Origin of the sequence: Labilibaculum sp. K2S, from assembly GCF_030372765.1 — a bacterium.
GTDB lineage: Bacteria > Bacteroidota > Bacteroidia > Bacteroidales > Marinifilaceae > Labilibaculum.
The window spans coordinates 29191-49117 of record NZ_JAUCMW010000002.1 but is presented as its reverse complement, the minus strand read 5'-3'; the positions used below and the strand labels follow the sequence as shown (position 1 = coordinate 49117).

Here is a 19927-nt window from a genome sequence, read left to right as displayed (position 1 = left end):
AACACTTTATCGCAGAGGATAGATCCAATGGTAGTGAAAATTGCCAGAGGAAACGGAAAAAATGCCGGAGAAGGTCTCAACCTTAACGGAGGGAAACAAATAAATGCCGGAGAAGAGCTCCAACTTACTGGAGGGATACAAAATAATGCTGGAGGAGAACTCCAATTTGGTGGAGGGATGCAAAATAATGCCGGAGGAGGGGTGAAAAGCTCCGCGGGATAGTAGGAATAGGGGTTTTGGTAACTGTAAAAGTAATTTTTTGTCATATCAAAACACTTTCACCCAATAAGAAAGTGCTACTAGGCCTAATCAAAGCGTTTCAGGAAAGTGTAGGATATAAAAAAGGGACACCCTAAAGTGTCCCTTCCATATCAATTGAGTATATAATTACTCTTCCAAAGTAGTCAACTCCTGATAACGCGTTGGCACCATTCCAATACTATCCAGCAAATGCTGATCTTCGTTCACCGTCATGTTTTTAACGGTAAGCAATTTATCTCCGAAAAAGATAGAGTTTGCTCCGGCAAGGAAACAAAGCGCTTGTCCTTCCTGACTGTAATGCGTGCGACCTGCAGCAAAAGCGATTACTGCTTTTGGCATTAGAATACGGGCAGTTGCAACGGCACGCACCATTTCAAAAATACCGATGGTTTCTTTTCCGAAAAACGGAGTTCCCTCAACCGGCACCAATGAATTCAACGGAACGTTGTAAGGATGTTTTTCCTGATTAGATAGCGTGCGAAGCATTTCAATTCTATCTTCGTCGGTTTCGCCCATTCCTAAAATACCGCCCGAGCAGTAGGAGATACCCGCTTCCTGCAAATTGGCAAGAGTTTCGAGTCTTTCACTGTAGGTTCTGGTTGTGGTAATGTTTGGATAGTGACGCTCCGAAGTATCGATGTTGTGATTTACCGCAGTAATTCCCAAATCGGCTAATTTTCCGGCTTTTTCTTTGTTGATCATTCCCATGGTACAACAAACTTCCAGTCCCAGTTTTTTTACTTCGGTAATCATCTCAGCCATTTCGTCGAAACGGTCATCTCTGTTCCCATCTCTGCCGGCAGAACTCAAACAAACACGTTTCACACCGTTCTCTTTGGCTATTTTGGCTTCTTCCAAAACCTGTTCCAAACTTAATTTCACAGGTTTTACATGTGTGTTGTAACGGGCCGATTGGGCACAATATCTGCAATCCTGAGAACACGCTCCGGTACGAACCGAAATTAGGGTGTTCATATTCATTTTTGTAGAATCGTGGTATTTGCGGTGGAGGTTGGCTGCTTTGTTTACCAAATCCAGTAATGGCAGGTCGTAAATTTCTTTAACCTCTTTGTAGGTCCAATTGTTTCTGATATCACTCATAACTTAGGTTCTTTTTTTAATTTCTAAAATTGCAGGAATAGGAATTGGTAGAAAGAACCTTGTCTGTTTGTTGATGAGGTTCAGTCTGACTGGTTTTGGCTGCATTTTGGTTTTGCAGTACCATAACTTGCATGAGTTCGAAGCGCAAGGCTTCCAATTCATCAGTCTCATTCTTATCCCTGCTGTTTAATGGTACATAGCAAAATCCGGAAAAGCCGCACTCAGTTGATGGAACCAGTAAATTATAACTGGCGTTGATATTGGAAATTGTGATTTCCTTGTTCATGCTGGCAAATGCCGCATAGCCTTTCCGGCTCCATCGTTTGAATACCTGTGGGTCCGATTTGTATCGACCTTTGTTTGTAACAGGGTTCATATTTATATTTTTTATTTATTAAAGAGAAAACAAGATAGTGATTCTCTCTATTTCGGAGTCAAAAGTATTCTTTTTTTTTAAGATCGAAATGCTTTTACAACATAAACAGATCTGTGTGGTAGGAACATTGCATGCAATGTCCTTGCGCCTTTATTTATGGTTTAAAATTTAGCAGTTGAATTAAGTGTTTCATAACCAATCAACATATCGTAATTCAGGGCGATATCATGGTAGTAAACGTAAATCACATAGTTATTTTCGGTTTCCCAATGCGAGCCTTCAATATAGGTGAGGTCTGGAGTTTTCTTTCCATTTTCGAGTAAGGCATATTGGTAATTGTAGTATCCCTGCTTCAGGAAAATTGTTTTGCGGTAGCTGCCGGTATCAAAATCGTATTCCATTTTATTTTGATCAGAACAAGTCCAATTACAGAAGCTGCCGTACACATAAAGGTCTCCATGTTTAATTTCATTATCGAACGGCAACCAAAATGTGACATTGCAATAGTCTGCTTCGGTAGATGGTTCGTCTCTTTCCTGAACCTCGATTAAAAACCGGCCATTTAAATCCTGCTCGTAAATGTACTGTTTAAAATGACGGTTGTTTCCGGCTGTCAACAGAACGTTTGTCTGTTCATTCTCTTTGGTAATTTCTTTGATATAGCGGGTTTGGTACCTCAGACTTTTCAAATCAAAATTTCGAAATTCGTTGCCTCCCGGAAAAACATTTTCCATTTCGTAATCAAAAACCAATTCGTTTTTACGGATAAAAATAGGTTTTAGGTTTTTCTCACTTCCATCTAATCTTCCATTTTGCGTTAGCACAACTTGTAAATCAGAATGAGGATTATCAATATTGAAATTTGGATGAAGAATACTAAAATCTACCTCCTGATGTGTTTCTCTTAAATCAATTGCAATTGGATGTTTTACATCTCCTTTAATTTCAACTTTCGAATCCAGAAGCATAAATCGTTGTCGGACAATTACTTTTTCAGGATCGAAATCTTCATAGATTTCAAGGATGTAATTGCCTGATAATTTTAATTGTATCTCGTTGTTGGGGATTTTCAAGGAATAATGAACAAAACCTACATTGGTAGTAAAGGAGTGTTCGTAATCTTGAATCTGGTTTTCTGTAAAACCATCAATAAAATCGAATTCACTTAAGCCGGAATTGTGCCAATCTGATGTGCAATGGATAATTTTGTAGGAGTAATCCTGAATATTTTCTGTAATGTCATCAAAAGAAAAAAGGAGTTGATTATCTCCATTAAGTTCTATAATCGGTTCAGTTAGTTCCCAATTAACCGGATGCATCTGAACAGTATGGATGCTTTTTTTTATTATTTCATTGAAATAAACAGTCTCAGATTCAAAATCTAAGGCGAACAATACCTTTGGAAGGATAATAAATATAATGCTTATGTAAACAACTAGACTTTTATGCATTTGAATATGTATATATACTGGTTAAAAATAGACCAAATGACTTCAAAAATACAAAATTGCTTTATATATTTGTGTTCGAAAATTTTACGCCCCCTTAAAAATGATATCTATGGCGTTCAATAACATATAGCGTATCAGAGTAAAGATTGTGAATTAGAGATTAAATTAGTTATTTTTGATGCAAATTAATAAATTCAAATAGTTTAACATGTCTGAAGTTAAAAAGATCAAAAAAGGCTTAGATATTAAGCTGGCAGGAAAGGCTGAAAAGGTACTTGAAAAAGCTGATCGTTCTGAGACATACGCAATTAAACCATCCAATTTCCCCGGATTAACACCTAAATTAAAAGTTAAGGTAGATGCTGAAGTAAAAGCAGGAGATTCTCTGTTTTTCGATAAGTATTGTCCTGAAATTAATTTTGCTTCTCCGGTTAGTGGTAAAGTAATTGCTGTAAATCGAGGAGAACGAAGAAAGATTTTAGAGGTAGTAATTCAAGCGGATGCTGAGATTCAGTATCAGGAGTTTAAAAAGGCTGATCCTAACGGGCTTTCTCGAGATGAGATTAAAGAAGAGTTGTTGAAAAGTGGCCTTTGGGCGTTTGTTCGTCAACGTCCTTATGATGTGGTTGCGAAACCTGAAGATACTCCAAAAGCAATTTTTGTTTCAGCTTTCGATACGGCTCCATTGGCCGCGGATATTGACTTCCTTTTGGAGAATGAAGCAGTAGCATTTCAGGCAGGTCTTGATGCTTTGGCAAAATTGACTGACGGGAAGCTATATTTGAATATTAATCCGAATATCAACCAAAGCAAAATTTTTACCGAAGCTAAAAATGTTGAAATTCGCCAATTTACAGGTGTTCATCCTGCTGGAAATATTGGTGTTCAAATTCATCACATCAGCCCGATGAATAAAGGTGAAGTGGCTTGGGTTATTCGTCCGCAGGAGGTTATTTTCATCGGAAGATTATTCACAAAAGGCATCTACGATGTAAGTCGTAAAATTGCACTTTGCGGATCTGAAGTGAAAACCCCATGTTATTTTGAAACAATTTTGGGAGCATCTGTACGAAATATCTTAAAAGGTAAATTGAAAGATGATGAGAAAATTCGCGTTATTTCAGGCAATGTTTTAACAGGATCTCAAATCCTGGAAGATGGGTTTCTTAACTTTTACGACTCACAAATTACAGTGATTCCAGAAGGAGATAAATTCGAATTTTTAGGTTGGGCATTGCCTGGCTTACAGAAATTCTCAATGTCGAAAACATTCTTCTCTTGGTTAATGCCAAATAAAGAATACCGTTTAGATGCTAATCTTCATGGGGAGCATCGGGCTTTCGTAATGACAGGTGAGTACGATAAGGTATTACCTATGGATGTGCTTCCACAACAATTGGTTAAATCGATTATGATTGAGGATATCGATCAAATGGAGCAGTTGGGGATATACGAAGTTGCTCCGGAGGATCTTGCCTTATGCGAATTCGTTTGTACATCAAAAATTAATGTACAGGATTTGGTTCGTAAAGGAATTGATCTGATGATTAAAGAAATGAGCTAAGAAAAAACGGATAATATTATATAATGAAAGCACTAAGAAAATTTCTTGATAAAAAGAAACCCTTATTTCAAAAGGGTGGGAAGTTTGCAAAGTTGCAGTCGTCTTTCGAGGCATTTGAAACTTTTCTATTCGTTCCCGATATTACATCCCATACGGGTACACATATAAAAGATGCTATTGACTTAAAGCGTACAATGTCGATCGTTGTTATGGCTTTAATTCCTGCATTACTATTTGGGATTTATAATACAGGATACCTGCATTTCCTATCTGTTGGCGAGCTTGCGAATACGGATTTTTTAGATATTTGCATTTATGGTTTGATTAAAATCCTTCCGATTATCGTTGTTTCATACGTGGTTGGTTTGGGTATTGAATTTGCATTTGCGCAAATGCGGGGTCATCAGGTAAACGAGGGTTTCCTTGTTTCCGGTATGCTAATACCTTTAATAATGCCTGTTACGGCTCCTCTTTGGATGGTGGCTGTGTCAACTGCATTCGCTGTAGTTATTGGTAAAGAGGTATTTGGTGGAACAGGAATGAATATTTGGAATCCGGCTTTAGTTGCCCGTGCATTCTTCTTCTTTGCTTACCCATCAAAAATGTCTGGCGAGTCGGTTTGGATTGCAGAAAAAGCGGATAGCTTTTCGGGAGCTACTCCATTGGCACATGCTGCCAATTTGGTTGATGTAAAAGGTGATGCTGCTGTTACTCTTTATCAACAACATCTTTCAAATGTTTGGGATATGTTTGTTGGTTTCATTCCAGGATCAATAGGAGAAACATCTACGATAGCTATTCTAATTGGGGCAGTCATTTTAATTGCAACAGGAATTGGCAGCTGGAAAATTATCGTTTCGGTATTTGCCGGAGGATATGTAATGGGAATGCTTTTCAATCTAATTGGTGGTAATTCTTATATGGAATTGATTCCAGCATGGCAACATTTAATTATGGGTGGTTTTGCTTTTGGTGCTGTATTTATGGCTACTGATCCTGTATCGGGAGCTCAAACAGCCAGGGGTAAATATATTTATGGTTTCCTAATTGGTTTCCTTGCTGTTTTGATTCGCGTATTGAATGCAGGTTTCCCGGAAGCTATGATGTTATCGATTCTACTGATGAATACTTTTGCACCGCTAATTGATCATTATGTGGTTCAAGGAAATATCAAAAGAAGATTGAAACGGGTTAAGGTGAGTGCTTAAACAAATAATCAATTAGAAAATGAAACGAGCCATGACTGAAATTTTATCGGAACAAGTACAGGTAAAATATGGCGAGTTCCATGTGGCAATTAAAAATATAAATTATTAATCACATGAATACTCAAAGCAATACATATACATTTCTTTATGCCTCCATTATGGTGGTGTTAGTTGCGGCGGTTCTTTCTTTTGCTGCTTTGCAACTTAAACCACGCCAAACGAGGAATATCGAAATAGAGAAAAAGCAAGACATTTTAAAAGCTGTCAATATTGCTTCCACTCCTAAAGATGCAGAAGAGTTATACAATCAATTTATTGTACAATCTTTTATTGTTAATTCGAATGGAGATATTACTTCGGAAGATAAGGATGCAACTTTTGCTGTGGACTTGAAAATTGAGAACAAAAAGAAATTGGAAGAAAGAAAATTACCAGTTTTCATATTTAAGAAAGAGGGAATTGGGGAGAAAATGATTATTCCAATTAGAGGTAGAGGAATGTGGGGACCTATTTGGGGTTTTATTTCTATGGAACCGGATGGAAAAACCATTTATGGAGCGACTTTCGGAAATAAGGGTGAAACTCCAGGTTTAGGAGCGGAAATTTCAAAACCTGAATTTCAGAAACCATTTTCCGGAAAACAAATTTTTGATGAGACAGGAAAGTTTACTTCTTTAGCTTTGGTTAAAGGCGGTGGTGCTGTTGGTCATCCTCACGAATTCGATGCGGTATCCGGTGGTACTGTTACTTCAAAAGGTTTGGAAGCAATGCTTCGTGAAAACCTAAGCAGTTATGAAATGTATTTAAAATCTTCAAAATAAGCACGAGATGAGCGATAAAGAACCATTATTCTCCGCTAAAAATCGGAAATTGCTGAAAAATCCATTGAGTAGCGACAACCCGATTACCGTACAGGTATTAGGAATTTGTTCAGCTCTGGCAGTTACAGCAAAGTTGGAGCCAGCCGTGGTGATGAGCCTTTCTGTTATGGCTGTAACAGCATTTGCAAATGTTATTATATCATTACTTAGAAATACAATTCCTTCGCGTATTCGTATTATTGTTCAGCTTGTAGTTGTAGCAGCATTGGTAATCGTAGTTGATCAGGTATTGAAAGCTTTTGCCTACGAAGTAAGCAAGCAACTTTCCGTATTTGTAGGATTGATTATTACCAACTGTATTATTATGGGACGTTTGGAAGCTTTTGCTCTTGGCAATAAGCCATGGCCTGCATTTTTAGACGGTATCGGTAACGGTGCCGGTTATGGTGTAATTTTAATAATTGTTGCTTTCTTCCGTGAATTATTGGGATCAGGAGCAATTTATGGGTTTCAGGTTGTACCCCAATCCTTTTATGATATGGGATATCAAAACAACGGCTTAATAATTCTTCCTCCAATGGCATTGATAACTGTAGGAATTATTATTTGGGTTCAAAGATCTAGAGATAAATCTTTAATTGAGTCGAACTAATTGTAAAGAAAAATCGAAACATGGAAAATCTGATTAATATATTTATCAAGTCGATTTTTATCGACAACATGGTGTTCGCATTCTTCTTAGGAATGTGTTCGTATCTGGCTGTTTCCAAAACAGTAAAAACATCAGTTGGCCTTGGCATAGCTGTGATATTTGTTTTGGGAATAACCGTTCCTTTAAATTACTTGTTAAACAAATACATTTTGGTAAGTGGAGCTCTTACTTGGGTAGATCCTTCATTTGCTGATGTTGATTTAAGCTTCTTAAGTTTTATCATGTTTATAGCAGTAATTGCTTCTTTGGTGCAGTTGGTTGAAATGATTGTAGAAAAATTTGCTCCGGCTCTTTATTCTTCTTTGGGTATCTTTCTTCCCTTAATTGCGGTTAATTGTGCAATTTTAGGAGGATCTCTTTTCATGCAGGAAAGAGACTATGGTACTTTGGCAGAGGCAACTTCATTTGGTCTTGGATCAGGTATTGGTTGGTTTCTTGCTATTATTGGTATCGCAGCAATTCGTGAAAAAATCCGTTACTCAAATATTCCTGCTCCATTACGTGGGCTTGGAATTACATTTATTGTAACAGGTTTAATGGGAATTGCATTTATGAGCTTTATGGGGATCAAACTCTAAGCTTTTAACTAATTATGAATTATAATTTATGAGTTATAATTGTGAATTATAGAATACAGGTTATTTGTTTGATTTAAATATCAATAACATTTATACAGATAGACCCTAATTCTTAATTAATAATTAATCATTCATAATTTTAAAAACTGGAATAGAGATGATATTATTAACAACACAGGGAACAGTTATTGCCACTAGTATTGTGATCTTTCTACTTGTGATCCTGGTACTGGTTTCTATCCTTTTGTATGCAAAAAAGAAACTTACTCCATCAGGAGAGGTTACTATTGATATCAATGAAGGAAATCTAAAATTGGTTGTAGAACCAGGCAGTACCCTTTTGGGAGCTTTAGGAGCTCAAAAAATATTTTTACCATCAGCTTGTGGTGGTGGAGGTACTTGTGGAATGTGTAAATGCCAGGTTCATTCAGGGGCAGGAACTATTCTACCAACAGAGACCGGTTTTTTCACTAGAAGAGAAGCCTTAACCGATTGGCGTTTGGCTTGTCAGGTAAAAGTAAAAGAAGACACGGCCATGTCGATTCCTCAGGAAATTATGGGAATTAAGAAATGGGAGTGTGAAGTGGTTTCCAATGGAAACGTAGCTACTTTTATTAAAGAGTTCGTAGTTAGATTACCGGAAGGTGAAATTCTTGATTTCAAATCGGGAGGGTACATTCAAATTGATGTTCCTAAAATCGATGTTGACTTTAAGGATATGATTATTGAAGACAAATATAAAGGAGAATGGGAACAGTTTAAGATGTTTGATCTTAAAATGAAAAACCCTGAACCTACATATCGGGCCTATTCAATGGCTAACCATCCTGCCGAAGGAAATATTGTAATGTTGAACATTCGTATTGCAACTCCTCCGTTCGATCGTGTAAACGGTGGTTGGATGAATGTGAATCCGGGTATTTGTTCTTCTTTTATTTTCTCTCGTAAACCAGGTGATAAAGTTACAGTTTCAGGACCTTACGGTGAGTTCTTTATTAAAGAGACTAACAACGAGATGATGTTTATTGGTGGTGGTGCTGGTATGGCTCCAATGCGTTCACATATCTTTCACTTGTTTCATACTGTGAAAACTGGTCGTAAGGCTACTTTCTGGTATGGTGCACGTTCATTAAAAGAGGTGTTTTATGCAGATCAGTTCGATGCTATCGCTGCTGATTTTCCGAATTTCGAGTGGCATTTAGCTCTATCTGAGCCTCAGCCGGAAGATAATTGGGAAGGGCCAACAGGATTTATTCATCAGGTGATTTACGACAACTACCTATGCAAACATGAGGAGCCGGAAGATGTTGAGTATTACCTTTGCGGACCTCCAATGATGAATTCTGCTGTGACAAGCATGCTTTATGAATTAGGAGTACCAGACGAAATGGTTGAATTTGACGATTTTGGATCGTAATTACAATATAACAAGCCTCGGATTTTTCGAGGCTTGTTTGTTTTTATAAGCTTGATTACTTTTGTTTCATTAATATCCTTTAAAATACGAACTATTCTTCAGTCATGAGAAATTTATTTAATTCATTCGTTTTTGTTGGTATCCTGATCCTATCATCATGCCAAAACAACAGTAAAAAATATTATTTCGATGAAGGGCAAATATTTGGCACTTTCTATCACATCAATTACGAGTACACAGGCGACGAAAGTCTTCATGATAACATAATGGCTAAGTTAGCGGAATTTGACTTGTCTTTGTCCACTTATAAGCCTCAGTCGGTAATTTCAAGGGTGAATAATAATGATACCACGGTAGTATTGGATCATTATTTTTTAACAACCTTAAAAAGAGGAGAGGAAATATCGCAGATAACAAATGGAGCATTCGATATGACTGTTGCGCCTTTAGTAAATGCATGGGGCTTTGGATTTAAGAATAAACTGGATCCTGAGATGATTCCTGTTGATAGTCTGCTGGAGATTGTTGGTTATGAAAAAGTGCGTTTACTAAATGGAAAAGTTGTGAAGGATGATCCTAGAATCATGTTCGATGCAAGTGCTATTGCAAAAGGATATGGTGTTGATGTTGTTGCCGACCTTTTGGAATTAAATGGTGTTAGTAATTATATGGTTGAAATTGGCGGTGAAATTCGTGTTAAGGGTAAAAGCGGAAAAGGAAGAACATGGAGAGTAGCTATCGATAAACCAATTGATGATCCTACTGCTATGTCGAGAGAGGTACAAGAGGTAGTTCAGATGGGAAAAGGAGCCTTGGCTACTTCGGGAAACTATCGTCAGTACTACATTAAGGATGGGAAGAAATATGCTCATACAATTGATCCACGCATAGGATATCCGGTTCAACACAGTCTGCTTTCTGCCTCGGTATTTGCACCTGATTGTATGTCTGCCGATGCATATGCAACAAGTTTTATGGTGTTGGGATTGGAAAAAAGCATTGAAATTGTTGAAAAAGACTCACTTCTGGAAGCCTATTTTATTTATACAGATTCTCTGGGCAATTATAAATCCTATGCTAGTGAAAAGCTTAAGGGTTCAATCATAAAGTAGATCGAATTGATGATAAGGAGGGGGTGAAAATTATCGGCTTTCAGATTTCTAAATCTTGGAAAACAAGTAATTGTTGTGAAATAATATAAACAACAGAAAGTAAAAAAAACGATAGTTTAATTCTTTATTGTGTATCACAACTTTCCTTGTCCGGATCGGTGCATGCACAAGAACCACAGCTGTTACCGGTAAACTTTGCATTTTTATCGAATAACAGCTTAATACCAATTCCTATAAAGGCAAGTAGTAATAAAAAGAGTGATAGTAATAATATTGTAAAAAATGCAGCCATTTTAAATAGGGTTTTAGAATACTCTCATAAGGATACGATTGTCAAATTAGATGGTTATATCTACTATTAAAGTTTATTTTAGGTTTAGAGAGATTTTAATTCTTTCTCTAAAAGTGTTAATTGTTTGAATTGAAGTGATTTCTTAGCTTTGGCTTGTTCTATTTTGTCTTGAGAAGTGGCACATCCAATTCCTCTTTTCTTCAAATCTTTATTATTTCCAATATGGAGTTCTGGAAATTTACCATTTTTTTTAACCAGAATTGTTATCGCAAAACCAGCAAAACCAATTGCCAGAAGAATAATTGTTATAAGTAAGACTGTAATCATTTGTATATTTCTTATACTATTTATAAAAAAAATTAACTAAAAAGATTTGAAATTATTGTTGGTATAATACCGATTTATAATTTGTTAGCAACAACAAGTGTGTTACATTAGTGATACAAACAATTTAATTATCAGGATTAATAATTTAGAAACAAAGATATCATTTCGGTATTGTTCTTCCAAATAAATACAGATTTAAAGGTCTGTAAATACTTGGATGAAATTTTATTATTTAGAATAATTCTTGCTAAATTTGATCTAAGTTTAACTGAGGGATATTCTGTTAAATAAACACACTAACACATCTTTGTTTGCAATTGCAAGGGGGAAAAGCTTTGCAGACTAATAACGCAAAATTATATGTCAGAAATGGTAAAAGAAGATAAGGAGACAAAAAAAGAAAATTTGTCATTCAACGATTTTACAATTGAAGTACTGGAAGATTATCGAATTGCAAATGTTAGCCGCCAGTTAAGTATATGGGGGCGTAAGGAAGTATTAACAGGGAAGGCGAAATTTGGAATATTTGGGGATGGAAAAGAAGTTGCTCAGATTGCTATGGCCAAAGCCTATAATAATGGAGACTGGCGTTCTGGATATTATCGCGATCAAACTTTTATGCTTGCCTCCGGTATGTTATCAAGTGAGGAATTTTTTGCTCAATTATTTGGTGAGACCAAACTAGATAAAAATCCTGCTAATGGGGGCCGTTTAATGAATAACCATTATGCATCCAGAAGTTTAAATGAGGATGGAAGCTGGAAAAATTTAACAAATCAGAAAAATTCATCCGCTGATATTTCACCAACAGCGGGTCAAATGCCAAGATTACTTGGCTTAGCTTACGCATCAAAAATGTTTCGGCAGAACAAAGAATTACACAATTTTCCTGAGTTTTCAGACAAGGGAAATGAAGTAGCTTTCGGTACAATAGGAGATTCCAGTACTTCCGAAGGTCATTTTTGGGAAACCATTAATGCTGCCGGTGTTCTGCAAGTACCTATGGCTATGAGTGTTTGGGATGATGGCTGGGGGATTTCAGTTCCGAATAAATTCCAAACTACAAAATCGAATATATCAGAAGTTCTTAAGGGGTTTGAAAAGGATGAAAATGGAGATGGTTACTTAATTTATCAGGCTAAGGGATGGGATTATGCTTCGCTTTGTAAAATGTATATGGAGGGGGTTGAATTTTGCCGGAAAAACCATGTTCCGGTATTATTTCACGTGACAGAAATGACTCAGCCCTTAGGTCACTCGACTTCAGGTTCACACGAACGCTACAAAACTAAGGAACGTCTCGATTGGGAAAATGAGTATGATCCAATTAAAAAAATGAGAGAGTGGATTCTTTCCCTGGAATTAGCGACAGAAGAAACTTTAGACGAAGTTGAAAATACAGCTTTGGAAGAAGTAAAAACCGCAAGAAAAGCAGCTTGGAAGTCTTTTTCTGAACCAATAATGGAAGAAAGAGATGCGTTGATTGAATTGGTTAAGAATGCCGGTTGCGATTGTAAGAAAACGGAAAGAATAGATAAAATAGTAAATGATCTCAAAAAGCTTATTCATCCGGTTCGAAAGGATAATTTTACGGCAGCAAAGAAAATATTACGATATATTTGCAGTACATGCGATAGCTTTAAACCTCTAAAATCGCAGTTGCAGTTGTGGCTTAAAAATTCTCTTGAGGAGAATCATGAACGATATAGCAGCCATTTGTACAGCGAGACTGATTTAAGAGTCCAAAATATCAAAACTTGTGATCCTGTTTACTCCGAAGAATCAAAAATTGTAAACGGACGTGAAGTGCTTCGCGATAATTTCGATAAACTTTTTAGTAAATATCCTTTATTGTTGACTTTTGGTGAAGATACCGGTTTTATTGGTGGTGTAAATCAGAGTTTAGAAGGAATGCAGAAAAAATACGGAGAGCTTAGAGTTACAGATACAGGAATAAGAGAGTCTACAATTTTAGGCCAAGGAATTGGGTTGGCACTAAGAGGCTTGCGTCCAATTGCAGAGATACAGTATTTCGACTATCTGCTATATGCCCTGCAAACCATGAGTGATGATTTGGCTACATTGCAATACAGAACCAAAGGAGGTCAAAAAGCTCCGGTAATTATTCGTACCCGCGGTCATCGTTTGGAAGGAATTTGGCATTCCGGTTCTCCTCTAAGTATGGTGATTAACTCAATCAGAGGAATTCATGTGTGTGTGCCAAGGGATATGACAAAGGCGGCAGGCTTTTATAATACACTTTTGGAATCGGATGAGCCGGCATTAGTAATTGAGCCACTAAACGGTTACAGATTAAAGGAAAAAATGCCTGATAATTTAGGCGAGTTTAATACTCCATTAGGGATACCTGAAGTTTTAGAAGAAGGAACTGATATTACATTGGTAACTTATGGATCATGCGTGCGAATTGCAGAAGATGCAGTTAAGCAATTGAAAGATTTTAATATTTCAGTTGAACTGATTGATGTTCAGACTTTATTGCCATTTGACATTAATAGTCGAATTCTTGAATCGGTTAAGAAAACCAATCGGATTGTATTTTTCGATGAGGATGTTCCCGGAGGAGCTACTGCCTTTATGATGCAGAAGGTGTTGGAGGATCAGAATGCATATTATCATTTGGATTCAGAACCGAGAACGATTACTGCTAAGGATCACCGACCAGCATATGGTACCGATGGAGATTATTTCTCAAATCCTAATGCCGAGGATGTATTTGAGATAATTTATGACATCATGAGAGAATCAAATCCTCAAAAATTTCCTTCTATTTATACAAATTAAGAAATTTTATTTTTTTGAATTGAAGAGACTGAATTGATTAAGAATTCAGTCTCTTTTTTTGTTAAAAATTGTTAAATATGAGATTATTCTCATAATTGATGTCACCCATTTTATGAACTGGACTGTTATTATTGTGTTCGAGAGGATCTATAGGGGAAAGTCTCGGATATTTTAGTTAGTGATTGTTGGATGCAATGTGGTAATTCTAGACAACAAATCAATTCTAAAGGGCTCCAAAATATACTGGGGTAACAGCCATCTCAAATGGGATGGCTTCTCCTTTATGAAATAAGTTTGGGTTTTTACGCAACCTTTAAAAATATTTCAGTCATTATTTTGTCCGGATGATTTTTAGTCAATCATTCGATAACTGTTCTTGGTGATATTAGGGGTATTCCCAAGAACTGCATTGTCAATTGTTAATTGTATGTGGTAGTTCAGTTAATAATTTTTTCTAAAGGGCTCCAAAATATACTGGGGTAACAGCCATCTCGAAAGAGATGGCTTCTCTTTTTTTGTATCTTTAAGGCGATCCTAAATTTAGCTCCTATGATAAAAAATGTATGTCTTTCTGATGCTGAAGACATTTGTAAAATCTATAATCATTACGTGAAAAATACTGTAATTACTTTTGAGGAAGATGAAGTTTCTCCCAAAGAAATGGAATCAAGAATTTCAAGTATAACAGCTAAACTACCATGGATCGTTTTTTCTGAAAATGGAAAAATGTATGGTTATGCTTATGCGAGTGAATGGAAATCAAGATGTGCTTATAAATATTCCGTCGAAACCACGGTTTACCTGCATCCATATGCAAGGGGAAAAGGAATCGGTACTATGTTGTATCAGGAATTAATAAGAAAGCTGTCAAAATTAGAGTTACATGCTGCAATTGGTGGTATTGCCTTGCCAAATGATGCCAGTGTTGCATTGCATGAAAAAATTGGTTTCGGGAAAGTCGCGCACTTTAAGGAGGTTGGATATAAATTTAATAAATGGGTAGATGTTGGATATTGGGAATTGATATTGAAATAGTTAATAATTGTTAAAAATAATGATTCCATACCACCTTTTTATAAATAAAGGTGTCTTTAATGTATAGAACTTTTAGTTAGTGTTGGTTTGATACATTGTGGTTAGTGGTATAATTATCAAATATGATAATTGCAAATCAGCATAAAGTTTACTCCCGGCATATTTAGTACCCACTATTATATGTCGGGCTTTTACTCCGTTTTTATTCCTACGTACTTCACAATTAAATAAAGGCATACAAATCCAACAGGCACTAAAATCCAGGAAGAAACTCCGTAGGCCGCAGGAAGCAAACCGGCAAAAATAGAAACGATACCGACAGTTAATGCATAAGGCAATTGTGTTCGCACGTGTTCTATATGATTGCAAGAGCTTGCCAGAGAGCTAAGAATGGTTGTGTCGGAAATTGGCGAACAATGATCACCCAATACAGAACCAGCTAATATGGCTGAAACGGTAATGTAGAAAATGTTCATGCTTTCAGGATCACTCATTCCGGATGAATGGCACAATGCCCACGATGCAGGCAAGATTAAAGGATAAAGAATTGCCATAGTTCCCCATGAAGATCCTGTTGAAAATGCGATTAAGGCTGAAAGGATAAAGGTAAAAGATGGCAAGAGAATTGGCGAAACGTTACTTGCAATTAGAGTATTCGAAATAAAATCAGCGGTATGCATGTCTTTAGTGATGTCAGCCAGTGCCCATGCAAGAACTAAAATAAGAATTGCTGTCAGCATGCTTTTAAAGCCACCAACCAGAGCGTCTACAGCTTGAGTTAAGCTGAGTATCTGTTGACCAATAGTAAGTGCCAGAGCGACCAAAACTGCCGAAAGAGAGGACCACAAAAGAGCAAGGTATGAATCTGAAGCTCCAATAATGTGTGATAGTTTTTTACCAAAGGCAAGATTCGTATCGTTCCAAATATTCGCATCCCAACCGGTATAAATTAAACCTGCAAATGTTCCTAAAATCACAATTAAAACTGGTATGCCAGCGTTGTACCAACGGGTAGGAGTATTTTTATCTATCTGAATTTCTTTTAATTCAGATGGTACAACTTCGCTTTCCAGCGATTCCGGCTCTAATTCACGCCTGCATTTTTGTTCCGCTTTTAGCATGGGACCAAAATCCTTTTTTAAAACTATCAGCATCAAAATAAAAAATAGGGTGAAGAAAGGATAGAAGCGTGTGGGTAAAGAATTGAGAAAAATACTGTAAGGACTTTCATCTATATTTATTTGAACCGTGGCAGATTGAATGTAGCTTAATTCAATACCAATCCATGTTGTGATCATTGCGATCGATGCAACAGGAGCAGCCGTTGAATCAACTATATAAGCAAGTTTTTCTCTTGATATTTTTAACCTGTCGGTAACAGGGCGCATTGTATTTCCAACGATTAATGTGTTTGCATAATCATCAAAGAAAATAAGAACCCCTAAAAGCCATGTTATAAATTGGCCAGATCTCGGACTGCCGGCGAATTTAGAAAGTTTATTCACAATTCCTTGCATACCTCCGTTTTTGGTAATTAAATTAACCATTGCACCTATTAACATCGAAAATAGAATAATGGAAATATGACCTGTATCAGCTAGAGATTGAAGAATATATGTATCTGAAATAGCAAATATTGCTTTAAAAAAGGCTGAAAAAATTGAAACTTCCTGATACGAATAGATTAGTAGTGTTCCGGAAAATAGACCTACGAATAAAGCAGAAAAGACTTCTTTAAAAAATAGAGCCATAAGAATGGCTATCAGTGGCGGAAGTATAGAGAGCCATAAAGGAATTGGATGAATTGTATTTGTGAAGGTTTTGTTTTGGAAGGAGATTTGAAATTCTTTTTTTTCTTTAAAAGTGTAATGAAAAACAACTTGTTTCCCTTCAATTTTTGCCGATATATTCTGGTTATTTACCTGAACCCAAAGACTATTATTCTCACTAATAATTCTACTCGTATCATCTATTGAGATCGCAATTCGTGTAGAAATATTTGCGATAATAATTTTAGGAAATTCAACCTGCAGTTTATCCTGCACTTCAGTTGCTTCATTGCTGGAAGAATATGCTAAAAAGGGAATTAGATTGATAAGAAATATCAGTAATATTGAATAAATTCGTTTGTACATGAGGTTAGTTTTAGGGTGGATCAAATATAATAAATTTGCAATCTTTATGCTAATTAAATTAATTAGGCAAGGTATATTCCTAAATAATAAAATTCTTTTTTTACTCAGTAAAATTGGTTATTTTGGAAGTATAAACAATTGGGAGTATGGTGGACGAGACATCAGATTTTTTTGGAGTTGGAAAGAACAAAATTAATCCAGAAAAGGGAAAAGTGCTGATTGCTGAACCTTTTTTGGAAGGTCGTTACTTTAAACGATCTCTTGTTTTATTGGTTGAATGTAACCAGAATGGTGCAGTTGGTTTTGTTCTTAATAAGCCAGTTAATTTAACTATTGATGAGGTGCTGATTAATATTGCGCATTTCGAAGGTGATGTTTTTATAGGAGGTCCGGTTGATACAAATCGAATTTATTTTCTTCACACAATACCCGGTTTAATTCCGAATAGCATTCATATATTCGAAAACCTGTACTGGGGAGGTGATTTTGGAATTTTAAAGGACTTGATTGAACAAAAGGCAGTTCGTCCTGAACAGGTTCGGTTTTTTGCAGGTTATTCCGGTTGGAGCACAGGACAGCTAAGTGATGAAATTAATGAAAATTCATGGTTGGTTAGTCAGCTTGATGTTCAGGAAATAATGAGTTGCAACAACGAAAAATTGTGGGCAAAATCCTTGCGACGTATGGGAGGACGATATAAAATGTGGTCTAATTTCCCCGAAAACCCGGGTATGAATTAGTTGTTTAGTTAAATTCGGATTTATCTCTCATTAAATGCTCTTCGGTTTAATTCCTCAATTAAAAGTTTAGCTGTTTTATTAAAATACCGTCTTTCCTGATAAGCAACAACCCACTGAATACCACTAATTGCATTGGTTAGGAATATTTCATCGGCAACCAAAAGATTTTCAGGATTTAAAACGCAATCATCAAAAACAGTAATGTTTAAATCTATTGCTGTTTCAATAACTTGTTCTCTCATAATTCCGGAAACACCACCATTCTCATTCGAAGGAGTCATTAAAATCCCATCTTTCATTAAAAACAGATTTGAACTGATACTTTCAACAATATTTCCTCTATCATTAAGTAGAATACAATCATCCCAATTCATTTTTTTACGATAGTTTGCAGCCAGAATAAATGGCAGTGAATTTCCGGTCTTAAATCTCGATGTGAGATTGAGAGATTTCCTCATTTCCTCATAAATTCCAACTTTTAGCCCTTTTCGGTTTAGTAAGTAATGATCATGATCCAAAGGCGAAGTCTCTATCAGGTAGGAAATAGAATTATCCGTTGGTGTGTACAATCCACCATCTTTTCGAAAAACGCTCAGTCGAATTCTTGTGCCTGCGAAGGCTTTATTTTTATGGATTAAAAAGGTGATATCTGTTTTAATTTTTTCACGGAATCCATGAGGAATAGTCATACCCAAACAGTCCATTCCATTAGTTAACCGATTAAGATGTTCTGGAAGAAACTGAATTTCAGTTCCATTAGCATGAATGGTCTCGAAAAGTGAATCACCATAACGGAAGGCACGATTCCCTGCTCCAAAAAGTAATTCATCTTTGGGGTATAGTTTACCATCTAAACATATTTTTTCAGTTGTATTCATTTTTATATTTCTCCCTTTACTATCTGATCACAATAAATACTAATGTTTTCATTGGATTTAATTTTTATTCCTTTAATTCCGGCAGCTTCTGCAGCCTGAATATCTCTGGGACTATCTCCGATCATATAGGATTTGGAAGCATCAATATTAAAATCGGCAATGGCTTTTTTTATGAAAAAAGGACTTGGTTTCCGGCAATCACACTTTGCTATACTTTCGTGATGAGGGCAGAAGTAAATCTGTTTTATATGGATATTTTTCTTTTCTAAAACAGAAAGTAAATGTTTATGAAGTATCTCCACATCAGATTCAGAATAGATTCCTTTGGCAATACCGCCTTGATTTGTTACTATGAATAAAATATATCCAGCCTCCGAAATTTTTTTCAGGGAAGGTATAATGCCTTCATTAATTTTAAAATCTTCGGTTTTGTAAATATAATAATGTCCTTCGTCGGAGTTTATAACACCATCACGATCAAGGAAAAGGGCTTTTTGCATGTTCTAAAAATTGAGAATCTGCTGCAAAAATAAGGAGAATAATTGGGGTTTAATAAGGATCGGAAATAGAAATCCGAAAAGAGCTCCGTAGAAATGGGCGTTGTGACCAATGTTGTCTAAATTTTTCTTGCTCATGTAGTACGAATAGTACAAATAGCCTAAGGCAAAAATAATTCCTGGAATCGGAATAAAAAACATGAAATAAATGTTTTCTAAAGGAGCAAAGAAAATAGCCGCAAAAACTACTGCAGAAGTAGCACCCGAGGCACCAACAGCATTGTAATGATAATTATCACGATGTTTTCTTAAATCGTAAAGAGTAGAAAATACAATGGCGCCAACATACAAAAGAATAAAATAAAGAACCGCCATAGCTCCAAAATAGTAGTTGAAATAAGTTTCCAGTACTCTCCCAAAGAAGAAAAGAACAACCATATTCACCAATAAATGATCCCAATTAGCATGAAGAAAGCCATAGGTAAATATTCGATACCATTGATTTCTTTTAAGTATTTGGTAAGCATTAAACTGGTATTTATACAATAATTCAACCTTATTAAAGGCTGCGTATGATATCAAAACAGTAATGGCAATTATTATTATAGTCATTGTTT

Annotated in this window: 20 protein-coding genes; 11 read left to right on the top strand and 9 right to left on the bottom strand. The window is 36.1% G+C overall.

Features of this window, described 5'->3' with window-relative positions; genetic code table 11:
- Positions 1-27: 27 nt before the first annotated feature.
- The gene (locus QUH73_RS03125; protein ID WP_289529022.1) at positions 28-222 is read left to right on the top strand and encodes a hypothetical protein; all 195 of its coding nucleotides are present in this window, start codon (positions 28-30) and stop codon (positions 220-222) included.
- A 165-nt stretch (positions 223-387) separates the two neighbouring features.
- On the opposite strand, the gene bioB is transcribed toward QUH73_RS03125, so the two are convergent.
- From bioB to QUH73_RS03110, 3 genes are all read right to left on the bottom strand, one after another.
- Positions 388-1362 (bottom strand): biotin synthase BioB, encoded by a 975-nt coding sequence (gene bioB / locus QUH73_RS03120; RefSeq protein WP_289529021.1) that lies wholly within the window; start codon positions 1360-1362, stop codon positions 388-390.
- A 16-nt stretch (positions 1363-1378) separates the two neighbouring features.
- On the bottom strand, positions 1379-1738 hold the full coding sequence (locus QUH73_RS03115; protein WP_289529020.1) for a hypothetical protein: 360 nt from the start codon (positions 1736-1738) through the stop codon (positions 1379-1381).
- A 161-nt stretch (positions 1739-1899) separates the two neighbouring features.
- Complete coding sequence (locus QUH73_RS03110) at positions 1900-3189, bottom strand: type IX secretion system plug protein (protein ID WP_289529019.1); 1290 nt, start codon at positions 3187-3189, stop codon at positions 1900-1902.
- Positions 3190-3397: 208 nt separating this feature from the next.
- Here QUH73_RS03110 and QUH73_RS03105 point away from each other — a divergent pair, with 208 nt between their 5' ends.
- The 7 genes from QUH73_RS03105 to QUH73_RS03075 all read left to right on the top strand — a co-directional run bounded on the left by QUH73_RS03105 (position 3398) and on the right by QUH73_RS03075 (position 10601).
- Positions 3398-4753: a Na(+)-translocating NADH-quinone reductase subunit A gene (locus QUH73_RS03105; protein ID WP_289529018.1), complete on the top strand. Its 1356-nt coding sequence runs from the start codon at positions 3398-3400 to the stop codon at positions 4751-4753.
- Positions 4754-4776: 23 nt separating this feature from the next.
- Positions 4777-5961 (top strand): NADH:ubiquinone reductase (Na(+)-transporting) subunit B, encoded by a 1185-nt coding sequence (locus QUH73_RS03100; protein ID WP_289529017.1) that lies wholly within the window; start codon positions 4777-4779, stop codon positions 5959-5961.
- 113 nt (positions 5962-6074) lie between these two features.
- On the top strand, positions 6075-6782 hold the full coding sequence (gene nqrC, locus QUH73_RS03095) for an NADH:ubiquinone reductase (Na(+)-transporting) subunit C (RefSeq protein WP_289529016.1): 708 nt from the start codon (positions 6075-6077) through the stop codon (positions 6780-6782).
- Positions 6783-6789: 7 nt separating this feature from the next.
- Positions 6790-7434 (top strand): NADH:ubiquinone reductase (Na(+)-transporting) subunit D, encoded by a 645-nt coding sequence (locus tag QUH73_RS03090; RefSeq protein WP_289529015.1) that lies wholly within the window; start codon positions 6790-6792, stop codon positions 7432-7434.
- A 20-nt stretch (positions 7435-7454) separates the two neighbouring features.
- Entirely contained in the window at positions 7455-8072 is a 618-nt protein-coding gene (nqrE, locus tag QUH73_RS03085; protein WP_289529014.1) for an NADH:ubiquinone reductase (Na(+)-transporting) subunit E, read from the top strand.
- 157 nt (positions 8073-8229) lie between these two features.
- Positions 8230-9489, top strand: a complete 1260-nt coding sequence (gene nqrF / locus QUH73_RS03080) for an NADH:ubiquinone reductase (Na(+)-transporting) subunit F (protein WP_289529013.1) — start codon at positions 8230-8232, stop codon at positions 9487-9489.
- Between the two features lie 104 nt (positions 9490-9593).
- Positions 9594-10601, top strand: coding sequence for an FAD:protein FMN transferase (locus QUH73_RS03075; protein ID WP_289529012.1), 1008 nt, complete (start codon positions 9594-9596; stop codon positions 10599-10601).
- Between the two features lie 124 nt (positions 10602-10725).
- Here QUH73_RS03075 and QUH73_RS03070 read toward each other — a convergent pair whose 3' ends face one another.
- Both QUH73_RS03070 and QUH73_RS03065 read right to left on the bottom strand, forming a co-directional pair.
- Positions 10726-10893 carry a hypothetical protein gene (locus QUH73_RS03070; protein ID WP_289529011.1) on the bottom strand — a complete coding sequence of 56 codons (168 nt, stop codon included), beginning with the start codon at positions 10891-10893 and terminating at the stop codon, positions 10726-10728.
- Between the two features lie 84 nt (positions 10894-10977).
- Positions 10978-11220: a hypothetical protein gene (locus QUH73_RS03065; protein WP_289529010.1), complete on the bottom strand. Its 243-nt coding sequence runs from the start codon at positions 11218-11220 to the stop codon at positions 10978-10980.
- Between the two features lie 360 nt (positions 11221-11580).
- Between QUH73_RS03065 and QUH73_RS03060 the strand changes: the two genes are divergently transcribed.
- Both QUH73_RS03060 and QUH73_RS03055 read left to right on the top strand, forming a co-directional pair.
- On the top strand, positions 11581-14025 hold the full coding sequence (locus tag QUH73_RS03060) for an alpha-ketoacid dehydrogenase subunit alpha/beta (RefSeq protein ID WP_289529009.1): 2445 nt from the start codon (positions 11581-11583) through the stop codon (positions 14023-14025).
- Between the two features lie 549 nt (positions 14026-14574).
- A complete protein-coding gene (locus QUH73_RS03055) occupies positions 14575-15060 on the top strand; it encodes an arsinothricin resistance N-acetyltransferase ArsN1 family B (protein WP_289529008.1) in 486 nt (161 codons plus the stop codon).
- 191 nt (positions 15061-15251) lie between these two features.
- On the opposite strand, the gene QUH73_RS03050 is transcribed toward QUH73_RS03055, so the two are convergent.
- Positions 15252-17195, bottom strand: coding sequence for a Na+/H+ antiporter NhaC family protein (locus QUH73_RS03050; protein ID WP_289529007.1), 1944 nt, complete (start codon positions 17193-17195; stop codon positions 15252-15254).
- Positions 17196-17341: 146 nt separating this feature from the next.
- Between QUH73_RS03050 and QUH73_RS03045 the strand changes: the two genes are divergently transcribed.
- Positions 17342-17935, top strand: coding sequence for a YqgE/AlgH family protein (locus QUH73_RS03045; protein WP_289529006.1), 594 nt, complete (start codon positions 17342-17344; stop codon positions 17933-17935).
- Between the two features lie 20 nt (positions 17936-17955).
- Here the strand turns inward: QUH73_RS03045 and QUH73_RS03040 are convergent, their stop codons facing one another.
- Genes QUH73_RS03040 through QUH73_RS03030 form a run of 3 tightly spaced genes read right to left on the bottom strand, consistent with a single transcriptional unit; the run spans position 17956 to position 19922 of the window.
- Positions 17956-18813, bottom strand: coding sequence for an aminotransferase class IV (locus QUH73_RS03040; RefSeq protein ID WP_289529005.1), 858 nt, complete (start codon positions 18811-18813; stop codon positions 17956-17958).
- Between the two features lie 2 nt (positions 18814-18815).
- Entirely contained in the window at positions 18816-19313 is a 498-nt protein-coding gene (locus QUH73_RS03035; RefSeq protein ID WP_289529004.1) for a D-glycero-alpha-D-manno-heptose-1,7-bisphosphate 7-phosphatase, read from the bottom strand.
- A 3-nt stretch (positions 19314-19316) separates the two neighbouring features.
- Positions 19317-19922, bottom strand: a complete 606-nt coding sequence (locus tag QUH73_RS03030) for a rhomboid family intramembrane serine protease (RefSeq protein ID WP_289529003.1) — start codon at positions 19920-19922, stop codon at positions 19317-19319.
- Between the last annotated feature and the right edge of the window lie 5 nt (positions 19923-19927).